The following is a 12,437-nucleotide window of genomic DNA, read 5'->3' on the forward strand; positions in this document are numbered from 1 at the left end:
GCGAATGTCGTTGGCGCGCTGCTCTTTCGGGTGTGCCACGGTCAAGTGGACGCTAAAGGCCAAAACCCGCACGTTGTTGGCCCGGCCAAGAGCAACTTTCAGCCACGCACCCAACCGGTGGAGTCATCGCCGCACACGGTCTGCGCCCAACCGCTTGGCAACATGGGCACGGGCACACCGTCACAACACGTGTGGCCACTGAGCGTGGTCAGCCCCCCGGCCTGCGGGACGGTCCCGTTGGTGATGGTTCCGGCAAAGCCCACGGCCCCGCCCAACTCAGCGGGCGAAACCACGCTGCCAGCAGTGGCAAGCGACCCGTCGGCACCAACAGCCGTAGCGGCAAACGACGCCGGCGCCAGCTCCAGCGCCACCGCCGTGCCCTTCAACGCGCCGACGCCCAGAGCGGCACCGCCGGACAGCGCCGTCGTCGTCGCCAACTGAGTCACCAAGCCCGGACCGCCGACAAATCCTAGATTCCCCAAGAACCACGCAATCACTAATTTGCAAATATCGGCCAGACCCACGACGCAAATCCATCCGGCCTCGAGGAAGAACTCGAAAGGAAAAATCGCCAAATTCACTATGAAGCCAAGAAATTGTTCGGCCATAGCGACATGCCCGGTTAATAGCGCAATCACCGCGAGCAGAACACATAAAGGAATGAACAGCCATGCAAGAATAGTAGCCACCAACGATTCTTTGATGTAATGCAACACCCCCACGACAGCATCGATCCATATTTGGAGAATCTGCCAAATCGGAAATGGTGTGATGGTTGTTTGAATGGCGGTCACGAGGCTGGCGCCAGGTTTGATGATGACCGGCGCGCGTGGGGTGTGCGGTGTCGAAGCATGCGCCGGTGAAGAAATCGCCTCGTAGACATTCATGGTGGTGGCGGCCTGTATCCACATTCGCGCATAGTCGGCCTCATTGAACGCAATCGGTATCGCGTTGACACCAAAGAAGTTGGTTGCCAACAACACCGCATGCGTGGCGTGGTTGGCAGCCAGCTCGCCCAGTGTCGGCATTGCCGCCAATGCTGCCTGGTACGCCGACGCCGCGACCTCATGGACAGCAGCGACCTGAGCGCACTCGGCACTCACCTGCATCACCCACGCCAGATAGGGCACATAGGCGGCGCTACAACATTGCGCGGCAGGACCCCGCCACGCCTCGGCCTGCAGCGCCGCCATCACCGCGGTCAGTTCGTCTGCCACCGTGCCGTACTCGGCCCTCAACGATGACCACGCCTGGGCCGCGGCAATCAAGGACGCAGGTCCGGGTCCGGCGCTCAGCAGCGCCGAATGCACTTCCGGCGGGAACGCCATCCATACCGGCGCGCTCACTGGCACAACTTCGTCGTGTCAGCGCTCGCTGCCGGGCGATCCCGGCCGCGGCCACCCGGGCTCAACCCTGGCGGGCCCAGCAAAACCGCGCCACAGATCCCGTCACCGCGGCCGGTCCACCGCGCCGAACACAACGCCACTTCAAGCCCCTCAGCCACCCGCACCGCCGCTACCACCCATTGCCAAACCGGCCGTTTCGATTTCGCGCCGGAAAAATCCTGGTGAACTTAGAGGATTGTTTCGATTAACAAGGATGGTCGGTATCCACCGGTATGCGGAATTCGACTGTCCCCCGATCGGCGGACAGACAGCGTGTCATCGAACTGATATCAGATCGGTCGCGACCAACTGCGGCGAAGAAATCCGCGATAGTCGGTCCGCCGTTGCCGGTGGCCGAGTCAGACGTTGAAGTACTTGGCCTCGGGATGGTGCAGGACGAACGCGTCGGTCGACTGCTCGGGATGCAGCTGCAACTCCTCGGACAACGTCACTCCGATGCGGTCGGGCTCGAGCAGTTGCATCATCTTGGCGCGGTCCTCAAGGTCCGGGCATGCCCCGTAACCGAAGGCGAACCGGGCACCCCGGTAACCCAGTTTGAAGTAGTCCTCGACGGCGTCGGGGTCCTCGGCGGCCATCGTCCGGTCGGCCGAGTACCTGAGCTCCTCCCGGATACGCCGGTGCCAGTACTCGGCCAGCGCTTCGGTGAGCTGCACGCCGATACCGTGGACTTCGAGATAGTCGCGGTAGGAGTCGGCGGCGAACAACTCGTTGGCGAAGTCGGCGATCGGCTTACCCATGGTCACCAGCTGGAACGGCAGCACGTCCACCTCGCCCCGCTCGCGAGCCAACTCCCGCGACCGGACGAAATCGGCGATGCACAAGAACCGGCCGCGCTGCTGGCGCGGGAACCTGAAGCGGTAACGTTCCTCGGCGTCGGGTGCGGGCTCGGTGAGCACCACGACGTCGTCGGCCTCGGACACGGCCGGGAAGTAGCCGTACACCACGGCGGCGTGCGCCAGGATGCCGTCGGTGGACAACCGGTCCAGCCAGTAGCGCAGCCGCGGCCGCCCTTCGGTCTCGACGAGGTCTTCATACGACGGGCCTTCACTATTGGGACCGCCACGTGTTCCGCGTAATCCCCACTGGCCCAGGAACAATGCGCGCTCGTCGAGCATGCCGGTGTAGTCGGCGACAGCCAGGCCCTTGACGATCCGCGAACCCCAGAAGGGCGGGGCGGGCACCTCGATATCGGCGGCGACATCGGAGCGCTCCGGAATTTCGACCGGATCCTCAGCGGCTTTACGTTGTGCGGCAATGCGTTTGGAGCGTTCGTGGCGAGCCTTGCGCTCGGCTTCCTTCTTACGGGCTTGGATGGCTTCCGGACTGTCGACGTCCGCCGCTTCGCCTCGCTTGGCGCTCATGATGGTGTCCATCAGCTTGAGGCCCTCGAAAGCGTCACGCGCATAGTGCACTTCGCCTTCGTAGATGTCGGCGAGGTCGTTTTCGACATAGCTGCGGGTCAGCGCGGCACCCCCGAGCAGCACCGGGAATTTTTCGGCGACGCCGCGGGAGTTCATCTCCTCGAGGTTCTCCTTCATCACCACCGTGGATTTCACCAGCAGCCCCGACATTCCCACCACGTCGGCGCTCTTGTCCTCGGCCACTTCGAGAATGGTGGCGATCGGCTGCTTGATGCCGATGTTGACCACCTCGTAGCCGTTGTTGCTCAAGATGATGTCGACCAGGTTCTTGCCGATGTCGTGCACGTCGCCCTTGACGGTGGCCAGGACGATGCGACCCTTACCCGAGTCGTCATCGGATTTCTCCATGTGCGGTTCGAGATAAGCGACGGCGGTCTTCATCACCTCGGCCGACTGCAGCACGAACGGCAGCTGCATCTGGCCCGAGCCGAACAGCTCACCGACCGTCTTCATGCCGGCCAGCAGGTTCTCGTTGATGATCTCCAGCGGCGGTTTCTGGGTCATCGCCTCGTCGAGATCGGCTTCCAGGCCGTTGCGCTCGCCGTCGACGATGCGTTGCGCCAGCCGCTCGAACAGCGGCAGCTTGGCTAGTTCGGCCGCGCGCGATTCCTTCGACGACGCCGCCGACACACCTTCGAAGAGGCGCATCAGCTCCTGCAGCGGGTCGTAGCCGTCGCGGCGGCGGTCATAGACCAGATCGAGCGCCACCGTGCGTTGTTCCTCGGGGATCCGGTTCATCGGCAGGATCTTCGAGGCATGCACGATCGCCGAATCCAAGCCGGCCTCCTGACATTCGTGCAGGAACACCGAGTTCAGCACTTGGCGCGCAGCAGGATTGAGGCCGAAAGAGATGTTGGACAGCCCCAGCGTGGTCTGCACGTCCGGGTGGCGTTTCTTGAGTTCCCGGATGGCCTCGATGGTTTCGACGCCGTCTTTGCGAGACTCCTCCTGACCGGTGGCGATGGTGAAGGTCAACGTGTCGATGAGAATCGACGATTCGTCCACACCCCAGTTGGTGGTGATGTCGTTGATCAGCCGCTCGGCGATTTCGACCTTCTTCTCGGCGGTGCGCGCCTGGCCCTCTTCGTCGATGGTCAGCGCGACGACGGCCGCGCCGTGTTCGGCGACCAGCTCCATGGTCTTGGCAAAGCGCGATTCCGGGCCGTCACCGTCCTCGTAGTTCACCGAGTTGATGGCGCAGCGGCCGCCGAGGTGCTCCAAACCGGCTTGCAGCACCGGGGTTTCGGTGGAGTCCAGCATGATCGGCAACGTCGACGACGTGGCCAGCCGGCTGGCCAGGGCCTTCATGTCGGCGACGCCGTCACGGCCGACGTAGTCGACGCACAGGTCCAGCAGATGCGCGCCGTCGCGGGTCTGGTCCTTGGCGATGTCCAGGCATTTCTGGTAGTCCTCGGCGATCATCGCCTCACGAAAACCCTTGGAGCCGTTGGCGTTGGTGCGCTCGCCGATCACCAGGACCGAGGCGTCCTGGGCGAACGGGACGGCGCTGTACAGCGACGACACCGCCGGCTCGTAGCTCACCTGACGCTGCGGGCGCTCGACGTCCGGGACGGCCGCGGCCACCGCGCGGATGTGGTCCGGCGTGGTCCCACAGCAGCCACCGACCAGCGACAGCCCGAACTCGGCGATGAAGCCGGCCAGCGCTTCGGCCAGCTCGTCGGGCCGCAATGGATACTCCGCGCCCTTGGCGCCCAGCACCGGCAGGCCGGCGTTGGGCATCACCGACACCGGTATGCGGGCCTGCCGCGACAGATACCGCAGGTGCTCGCTCATCTCGGCGGGACCCGTCGCGCAGTTCAAGCCGATCATGTCCACACCCAGCGGCTCGACGGCGGTCAGCGCCGCACCGATCTCACTGCCCAGCAGCATGGTGCCGGTGGTTTCCACGGTGACGTGGGCGATCACCGGAATGTGGCGGCCGGCCTGCTTCATCGCCCGCCGCGAGCCCAGCACCGCGGCCTTCAGCTGCAGCAGGTCCTGGCAGGTCTCCACCAGGATCGCGTCGGCCCCGCCGTCAAGCATGCCCAGTGCAGCCTCGGTGTAGGCGTCGCGGATCACCGCGTATTCGGTGTGCCCCAGGGTGGGCAGCTTGGTGCCGGGACCCATCGACCCCAGCACGTAGCGCTCACGGTCGGGGGTGGATAGCTCGTCGGCGACCCGGCGGGCGATCGCGGTGCCCTTTTCCGACAGGTCGCGAATCTTGTCGGCGATGTCGTAGTCGCCCAGGTTGGACAGGTTGCAGCCGAAGGTGTTGGTTTCCACCGCGTCCGCGCCGGCCTCGAAATAGTTGCGGTGGATAGATTCCAGCACGTCAGGGCGGGTTTCGTTGAGGATCTCGTTGCAGCCCTCCAGGCCGCGGAAGTCATCCAGCGTGAGATCGGCGGCCTGCAGCTGGGTGCCCATCGCGCCATCGCCGACCACCACGCGCTGCGCCAGAACGTCAAGGAGATCAGTGTCGTAGCGGGGTTTGTTCGCGGCAGTCACATGGCAAGGATAGTCGGCCTATGGATTCGCCTCAGTTGTTGACAGCGCTCTGACAGGTCAGATGCAGGCCGTACGCTGATCGTGTGACTCTGCCGGATGCTGAGCCCGACGGCGGCCAACTGCTGCCCGAACTGCACAACACCGTCGTCGTGGCGGCGTTCGAGGGCTGGAACGACGCCGGTGACGCGGCCAGCGACGCCGTCTCGCACCTGGCCGACATCTGGGATTCGCGTCCCATCGTGGAGATCGACGACGAGGCCTACTACGACTACCAGGTGAACCGCCCGGTCATCCGTCAGGTCGACGGGGTCACCCGGGAATTGGAGTGGCCGGCCATGCGCATCTCGCACTGCCGCCCACCAGGTAGTGACCGCGACGTCGTCTTGATGCACGGGGTGGAGCCGAACATGCGCTGGCGCACCTTCTGCGCCGAGCTGCTAGCCATCGTCGACAAGCTCAATGTGGACACCGTCGTCATCCTCGGAGCGCTGCTGGCCGATACCCCGCACACTCGCCCCGTGCCGGTCTCGGGCGCGGCCTACTCCCCCGAATCGGCGCAGATCTTCGGGCTGCAGGAAACCCGCTACGAAGGGCCGACCGGCATCGCCGGGGTGTTTCAGTATGCGTGCGTGGCAGCCGGTATCCCGGCGGTGACGTTCTGGGCGGCGGTGCCGCACTACGTGTCGCACCCGCCGAACCCGAAAGCCACGGTGGCGCTGCTGCGCCGGGTCGAAGACGTGCTCGACGTCGAGGTGCCGCTGGGCGACTTGCCGACCCAAGCCGAAGCCTGGGAGCAGGAGATCAGCGCGATGGCCGCCGAAGACGACGAGCTGGCCGAGTATGTGCAGTCGCTGGAACAGCACGGCGACGCCGCGGTCGACGTCAACGACGTTCTGGGCACGATCGACGGCGACGCGCTGGCCGCCGAGTTCGAGCGCTATCTGCGCCGCCGACGACCGGGATTTGGGCGCTAAACGAGTCGCGGATCGGCGGGATCTGCCGGCGACCCGTTGCGCAGCATCGCGATCACGGCGGGTGGCTCGCCGATCAACCGTGCGTTGATGCGCCGGCTGACCATGGGAAGCCACGCCAGCCGCAGCGCCGTGCGGCGGATCCACAGCTTCGACGGTGATCCCGGCAGGAGCCAGTCGACCGTATCGCGGCCGGCTTCCTGTTTCGCCTGCACGACCGGACGCCACAGCCGCTCATAGAAAGAGAACGCCCGCTCTACCGACGATGTTCGGCGCAGCTGTTCGGCCAGCACATAGGCGCCCCCGACGGCCATCGACGGACCCTGTCCGGTGAGCTGCGAAACCGCCGAGCAGGCATCGCCGAGCAGGACTACCCGGTTCTTATGCCAGCACGTCATCTCGACCTGCGCTACCTGGTCGAAATAGATGTCCTCTGCCGGCGGGCATCGGTCCAGCACCTCCGGAACCGACCAGCCGATGCCCCCGAGGACGTCCCGCAGGACGGCGCGGCTATCACCTGGCAACTCGGGGTCGGCCGCGCGAAACACCGCCACCACCGCCGTCCGACCGTCCCGCAGGGCGTGCACGCTCACCTGACGGTCCACGGCGTCGGTCAGCACGTAATGCTCGCCGCGCGCATCGGTGAGGTCGTGGGCATCGCAAACGAAGGCGGCGAGATGGAATCCGAGGTAGCGCAGAAACTGCGACTCGACGCCGAATACCAGGGACCGCACGGTCGAGTGAATCCCGTCAGCGCCGACCAGGAAATCGGCTTCCAGCTGCTCGCCCTCGTCGAGGGTCACCAGCACGCCGTCGTCACCGGATGACACCTGCGACACCTGCACCCCGAAGCGCAGTTGCACGTCCCGAGGCAGGTTGTCGCGCAACGCATTTTCCAAGCTGCTCCGCGTTACCCGGCATAGCCGACCATCCAGGACGGTGACCGTGCGCTCGTCGGGCAGCGGGGCTTGTCGGCGACCATCCTGGTCGAACAGGCTTGCTGTGCCGACGTGATAGGAGACTTCTTGGATCGCTGGCAGGACACCGATGGCTTCGGCGGCCTCATAGCCGGGACCGAAAAAGTCGATCATGCAGTCCTGCGACCGAGGAGTGGATGACCTTTCCAGCAGCACCACCTCGGCACCGAGCGCCGACAACCGCTCGGCCATGGTGAGCCCGGCGATTCCGGCGCCGCAGATGGCAACTTTCACTGCGTCACCAGCGTCAGAAGCGCCCAGTCGGCTATTTCTGCTCCAGCACTTGGTTGTAGGCGCTGGTGGACCGACCGAGCGCAGCCACTTCGGCATCCATGCGGGGCAACAACTCGGCGGCGGTCTTGCGGATCGGACGTTCCCCGACCGACGTCGACAGCACCGGCTTGAGCCAGCGGAGCAGGCCCACCCATTTCGGGCAGAAGACACGCGTCTTGCGGGCCTCGATGCCCTCGACGAACGCCACCGCGCACTTTTCGACCGACGTCGTCTGGTTCAGCGGCCAGGGCAATCTGGCTATCAGTTCGGTGAACGCCGACAGGTCGGACTTGGCGTCGCGGACCAGGGGCGTGTCGATCCAGGACATGTGTGCCGAGCCGACCTCGACGCCGTGGTGGGCGACCTCCAATCGAAGCGCGTTGGCGAATATCTCTACGGCGGCCTTGGACGCGTTGTAGGGCGCCAGCCCGGGAGACGCCGCGTACGCCGCCAGCGACGAGACGATCAGCACGTAGCCGCGGCGCTCGATCACCGCCGGCAAGGTGGCCCGCACGGTGTGAAAGACGCCGAGCACGTTGACGTCCAATACCCGCCTGAACGCCTCCGGATCAACCTGGAGCACGGAGCCGTAGCTGGCAATGCCCGCGTTGGCGATGACGACGTCGATGCCACCGAACTTTTCGACCGCCTGGTCGGCTGCAGCCTGCATCGCGGACAGATCGCGCACGTCGGCCACGACGGTCAGCAGGCGCCCGTCGCCGCCCAGTTCGGCAGCGATGCTGGCCAGCTCTGCTGTGCCGACGTCGCTGAGCACCAGTTTGGCGCCCTTGTTATGCAGTCGACGAGCGACCTCGGCCCCGATTCCGCGAGCACCGCCAGTGATGAAGACGACCTTGTCCTGCACCGATGTCATGGCCGAAACGTACCATTGCGGGTCTACAGGTCCACCCCTAACAGGGCATCGACCGTGGTTGCCACCAACTTCGGCGCGCTCTCGTCGTGGCCGCCGTATTCGAGCGCATCAGTAGCCCAACCATCCAGTGCCGCAATGGCTTTGGGTGTGTCGAGGTCGTCGGCCAGGTAGCGGCGCACCCTTGCGATAACGTCGCCGGCATCCGGACCGGCGGGTAGTGCGGTGGCGGTGCGCCAGCGTTGCAGCCGGCCTGCGGCCTCGTCGAGCACCTGTTGCGTCCAGAAGCGGTCTGCCCGGTAATGCCCGGCCAGTAGACCCAGCCGCACCGCCGCCGGTTCGACGCCCTGGGCGCGCAGCGTCGACACCAGCACCAGGTTGCCGCGGCTCTTGGACATCTTGTGCCCGTCCCAGCCGATCATCCCGGCGTGCACATAATGCCTCGCGAATCGCCGCTCACCGGTGACACATTCGGCGTGCGCGGCGGTGAACTCGTGGTGCGGAAAAATCAGGTCGCTGCCGCCACCCTGGATGTCGAGCCCGCTGCCGACACGACTGAGGGCGATAGCGGCGCATTCGACATGCCAGCCGGGTCGGCCGGGCCCGAACGGCGACGGCCAACTGGGTTCGCTGACGCGCGCGGCGCGCCACAGTAGGGCGTCGAGTTGGTCGTTCTTGCCGGGCCTGGCCGGGTCGCCGCCGCGCTGCTCGAACAGGGTGAGCATCGTGTCGCGGTCACCACCGGATTCGTAGCCGAACTGCACGGTGGCGTCGGCCCGGTAGTAGATGTCGGGATACTCCCCTATTTCCGGGTCGACTGTGTAGGCGGCTCCGGACGCCAACATCTTTTCGATGAGCTCGACCATTTCCGCGACTGCCTCGGTGGCGGCGACGTAGTCGTGGGGCGGCAGCACCCGCAGCGCCTGCATGTCGGCGCGGAACAGCTTGACCTCGCGCTCGGCGAGTTCGCGCCAGTCGACGCCGTCGCGCTCGGCGCGCTCGAATAACGGATCGTCGACGTCGGTGACGTTCTGTACGTAATGCACGTCGTGGCCGAGGTCCAGCCACAGCCGATGTATCAGGTCGAACGCAAGATAGGTGGCGGCGTGTCCCAGATGCGTGGCGTCGTAGGGGGTGATCCCGCAGACGTACATGGTCGCCTTGGTTCCAGGCGTCACGGGGCGCACCTGACGGTCGGCGGTGTCGAATAGTCGCAGCTCCGGCCCGCGTCCCGGCAGGTTCGGAACCGGGGCAGAAGACCACGACCGCATGCCCTCGACTTTAAGCCCGGCGACGATACGGCCTGCGTAGCGGGGCGTTGAGGAGCCGGGCGATCGGGTCGAGCCCGGCGACGATACGGCCTGCGTAGCGGGGCGTTGAGGAGCCGGGCGATCGGGTCGAGCCCGGCGACCCCAGCGTAGCGGGGCGTTGAGGAGCCGGGCGATCGGGTCGAGCCCGGCGACCCCAGCGTTCCGAGCGGCCCGCGTAGCGGGGCGCATCGAGTGTGAATGTAGGGCTTTGATAGTGCAGCTACGGCGCTTGAACGGCGCGTCAGCCGCCCTGCGCGCACACTCGACGCCACCGGACCACACTCGACGCCACCGGGCCACACTCGACGCCACCACAGCACACTCGACGCCACCGGACCACACTCGACGCCACCGGACCACACTCGACGCCACCGGACCACACTCGACGCCACCGGACCACACTCGACGACTACCGGGCGCCGTACCACCACGCGCGCCGGATAGCACCAAGCAGAACGGGTGCCAGCTCCTTGCGACACATCAACAAGTCGGGCAAGTAGGGATCGAGTTGGTTGTACTGCAACGGCGAGCCGTCCAACCGTGATGCGTGCATTCCCGCGGCGAGCACCACTCCGGCCGGCGCCGCCGAATCCCATTCCCATTGGCCACCGGCGTGCAAGTAGGCGTCCGCGTTGCCGTCGATCACGGCCATTGCCTTGGCTCCCGCTGAGCCGATCCGCACCAATTCGACGTCCACCGTCTGCCGGATGTAGTGCAGGATCGCAGGCGGCCTGGTGGCGCTGACGGCGACCCTGATGACATCCGGAATACCGGCGGGCGCCGCGTCGCAGGTCACGGTATCACTGCGGTACACGACGTTTCCGCGGGCCGGTAATGAAACCGCCGCGTCGGTGATCTGCGGTCTGCCGTTTGTCGTGCGCTGCCACAAAGCGACATGAACCGCCCAGTCATCGCGGCCTCGCGTCGAGAACTCGCGCGTACCGTCCAGTGGGTCGATGATCCACACCCGGTCGGATTTCAGCCGGGCCAAATCGTCGTGAGCTTCCTCGCTGAGCACCGCATCACGTGGCCTCTCCTCGCGTAAGCGGCGCAGCAGCAGTGAGTTCGCCCGGGCATCACCGGCATCACCGAGCGCCCAAGGGTAGTCGAAACCGACCTCCTCCCGCACGGCGAGCAAGAGCTCACCCGCTTCCGCGGCGAGGTCAGCGGCCAGTGCGGCGTCTGTCAGGTCGGCACGCTGGTCATCGGCGGCCGGACTCATCGGATCAGTATCACCGAATAGGCAATGGCCAATCGCATGCCCTAGAACGCCGGCCACGGAATCGGACGATGACGGTTAGGTCCGGGCATCACCGGACTGTCCAGCAGGGCATGCGCCCGCCGGCGCAGCGCCGCGATCTCGGCGCTGGTGACGTGGCCCCTCAGCGCATCGTCCAACGGTCCGGCAAGGGCTTCGGCGAGCCTGGCCACCGCCTCGAGCGTCTGGTCGTCGATCGGCTTGCCCGCCCACCCCCACAACACCGTGCGCAGCTTGTCCTGCACATGCATGCACACGCCATGGTCGACGCCATACACCCGGCCGTCGATCCCGCACAAGATGTGGCCACCCTTACGGTCGGCGTTATTGACCAGGACATCGAACACCGCCATCCGCCGCAACTGGTCGTCGTCGGCGTGCATCAGGACGACCTCGTCGCCGGCGTAGTCGTAGGCGCGCAGCACGGGCAGATAGCCCGGCCGCGGCTTGCCCGTCGGAAACAGGTCCACCAAATCGGGCCCGGGACGCGCATCGGCGTCTAACGAATCACCGGGTTGCCGCACCCACAGCTGCAACATGCCCGGCCCCGCCGGTCCATCGCGAATTACGGTGTAGGGCACGATGTTCCAGCCCAACCACGCCGACACGAGATAGGCGCTGAGTTCGCGACCGGCCAACGTCCCGTCGGGAAAATCCCACAGCGGCTGCTCACCCGACACCGGCTTGTAGACGCAATGGACGGTACTGTCGCCCAGCGTCGCCTCACACAGAAACGTCGCGTTGCTCGCCGAGCGAATGCGACCCAGGACCGTCAATTCGCCGTCGCGCAACACCTCACATGCGTCATTGCCCGGGTTCATCGTCAGACCTGAACAACAGGTCGCGCCGGTACCCGTTGGTCCGTGCACAGATATGTCCCTGCGGATCCAAAGGCTCCTGACACAGCGGGCACGGCGGACGGCCCGCCGAGATGACGCGGTTGGACCTGGTAGCGAACTGCCGTGCCGACTCAGGCGTCAAGAACACCCGTACGGCGTCGGGACCCTCGTCGGTGTCGTCGAGCACCACCGAGGCGTCGAACTCCGCGTCGGTGACGGCCAACAGCTCCACGACCACCGTCTGGGCTTCGGAATCCCAGCCCAGTCCCATGGTCCCGACTCGAAACTCGGCGTCCACCGGCATGATCAACGGATTCAGATCCTCGACCTCGGCGGGCTCCGGGGGCACCGGCGTACCGAAGCGGCGGTTCACTTCCAGCAGCAGCGCGCCGATGCGCTCGGCCAGCACCGCGACTTGCTGCTTCTCCAGCACCACCGAGACCACCCGGTCGTCATGAGCCGCCTGGATGTAGAACGTGCGATTTCCGGGCTGGCCAACGGTCCCGGCGACGAAGCGGTCGGGTGTGCGGAATACGTGAATAGCGCGCGCCATGGCATCTCCAAAATACCGTGCGGACGCCCCTGGATCGACCGGGCCGGCGGGGG

Annotated in this window: 9 protein-coding genes; 1 reads left to right on the forward strand and 8 read right to left on the reverse strand. The window is 65.8% G+C overall.

Going from position 1 to position 12,437, the window contains the following annotated elements:
• Positions 1–98: 98 nt before the first annotated feature.
• Both EET10_RS16390 and metH read right to left on the reverse strand, forming a co-directional pair.
• Positions 99–1,328 (reverse strand): PPE family protein, encoded by a 1,230-nt coding sequence (locus tag EET10_RS16390; protein WP_244601975.1) that lies wholly within the window; start codon positions 1,326–1,328, stop codon positions 99–101.
• Between the two features lie 416 nt (positions 1,329–1,744).
• Complete coding sequence (metH, locus tag EET10_RS16395) at positions 1,745–5,332, reverse strand: methionine synthase (RefSeq protein ID WP_036406891.1); 3,588 nt, start codon at positions 5,330–5,332, stop codon at positions 1,745–1,747.
• An 89-nt stretch (positions 5,333–5,421) separates the two neighbouring features.
• Between metH and EET10_RS16400 the strand changes: the two genes are divergently transcribed.
• Positions 5,422–6,306, forward strand: coding sequence for a PAC2 family protein (locus tag EET10_RS16400; RefSeq protein ID WP_036406976.1), 885 nt, complete (start codon positions 5,422–5,424; stop codon positions 6,304–6,306).
• On the opposite strand, the gene EET10_RS16405 is transcribed toward EET10_RS16400, so the two are convergent.
• The 6 genes from EET10_RS16405 to EET10_RS16430 all read right to left on the reverse strand — a co-directional run bounded on the left by EET10_RS16405 (position 6,303) and on the right by EET10_RS16430 (position 12,384).
• A complete protein-coding gene (locus tag EET10_RS16405) occupies positions 6,303–7,514 on the reverse strand; it encodes an FAD-dependent monooxygenase (RefSeq protein WP_036406889.1) in 1,212 nt (403 codons plus the stop codon). The genes EET10_RS16400 and EET10_RS16405 overlap by 4 nt on opposite strands.
• A gap of 31 nt (positions 7,515–7,545) precedes the next feature.
• Complete coding sequence (locus EET10_RS16410; protein WP_063467956.1) at positions 7,546–8,427, reverse strand: SDR family oxidoreductase; 882 nt, start codon at positions 8,425–8,427, stop codon at positions 7,546–7,548.
• Between the two features lie 23 nt (positions 8,428–8,450).
• A complete protein-coding gene (gene mshC / locus EET10_RS16415) occupies positions 8,451–9,695 on the reverse strand; it encodes a cysteine--1-D-myo-inosityl 2-amino-2-deoxy-alpha-D-glucopyranoside ligase (protein ID WP_063467955.1) in 1,245 nt (414 codons plus the stop codon).
• Positions 9,696–10,143: 448 nt separating this feature from the next.
• Positions 10,144–10,956, reverse strand: coding sequence for a 3'(2'),5'-bisphosphate nucleotidase CysQ (locus EET10_RS16420; RefSeq protein ID WP_036406883.1), 813 nt, complete (start codon positions 10,954–10,956; stop codon positions 10,144–10,146).
• Between the two features lie 41 nt (positions 10,957–10,997).
• The gene (locus EET10_RS16425) at positions 10,998–11,813 is read right to left on the reverse strand and encodes an SCO1664 family protein (protein WP_036406881.1); all 816 of its coding nucleotides are present in this window, start codon (positions 11,811–11,813) and stop codon (positions 10,998–11,000) included.
• Positions 11,797–12,384, reverse strand: coding sequence for a DUF3090 domain-containing protein (locus EET10_RS16430; protein WP_036406879.1), 588 nt, complete (start codon positions 12,382–12,384; stop codon positions 11,797–11,799). The genes EET10_RS16425 and EET10_RS16430 overlap by 17 nt, the downstream gene beginning before the upstream one ends.
• Positions 12,385–12,437 lie beyond the last annotated feature (53 nt).

This window comes from Mycobacterium pseudokansasii (genome assembly GCF_900566075.1).
GTDB lineage: Bacteria > Actinomycetota > Actinomycetes > Mycobacteriales > Mycobacteriaceae > Mycobacterium > Mycobacterium pseudokansasii.

Excerpts from the sequence above, each read along its gene's own strand:
- EET10_RS16390 (WP_244601975.1), bottom strand. The coding sequence starts at position 1,328 with ATGGCGTTCCCGCCGGAAGTGCATTCGGCGCTGCTGAGCGCCGGACCC.
- EET10_RS16410 (WP_063467956.1), bottom strand. The coding sequence starts at position 8,427 with ATGACATCGGTGCAGGACAAGGTCGTCTTCATCACTGGCGGTGCTCGC.
- mshC (WP_063467955.1), bottom strand. The coding sequence starts at position 9,695 with ATGCGGTCGTGGTCTTCTGCCCCGGTTCCGAACCTGCCGGGACGCGGG.
- EET10_RS16420 (WP_036406883.1), bottom strand. The coding sequence starts at position 10,956 with ATGAGTCCGGCCGCCGATGACCAGCGTGCCGACCTGACAGACGCCGCA.
- EET10_RS16425 (WP_036406881.1), bottom strand. The coding sequence starts at position 11,813 with ATGAACCCGGGCAATGACGCATGTGAGGTGTTGCGCGACGGCGAATTG.
- EET10_RS16430 (WP_036406879.1), bottom strand. The coding sequence starts at position 12,384 with ATGGCGCGCGCTATTCACGTATTCCGCACACCCGACCGCTTCGTCGCC.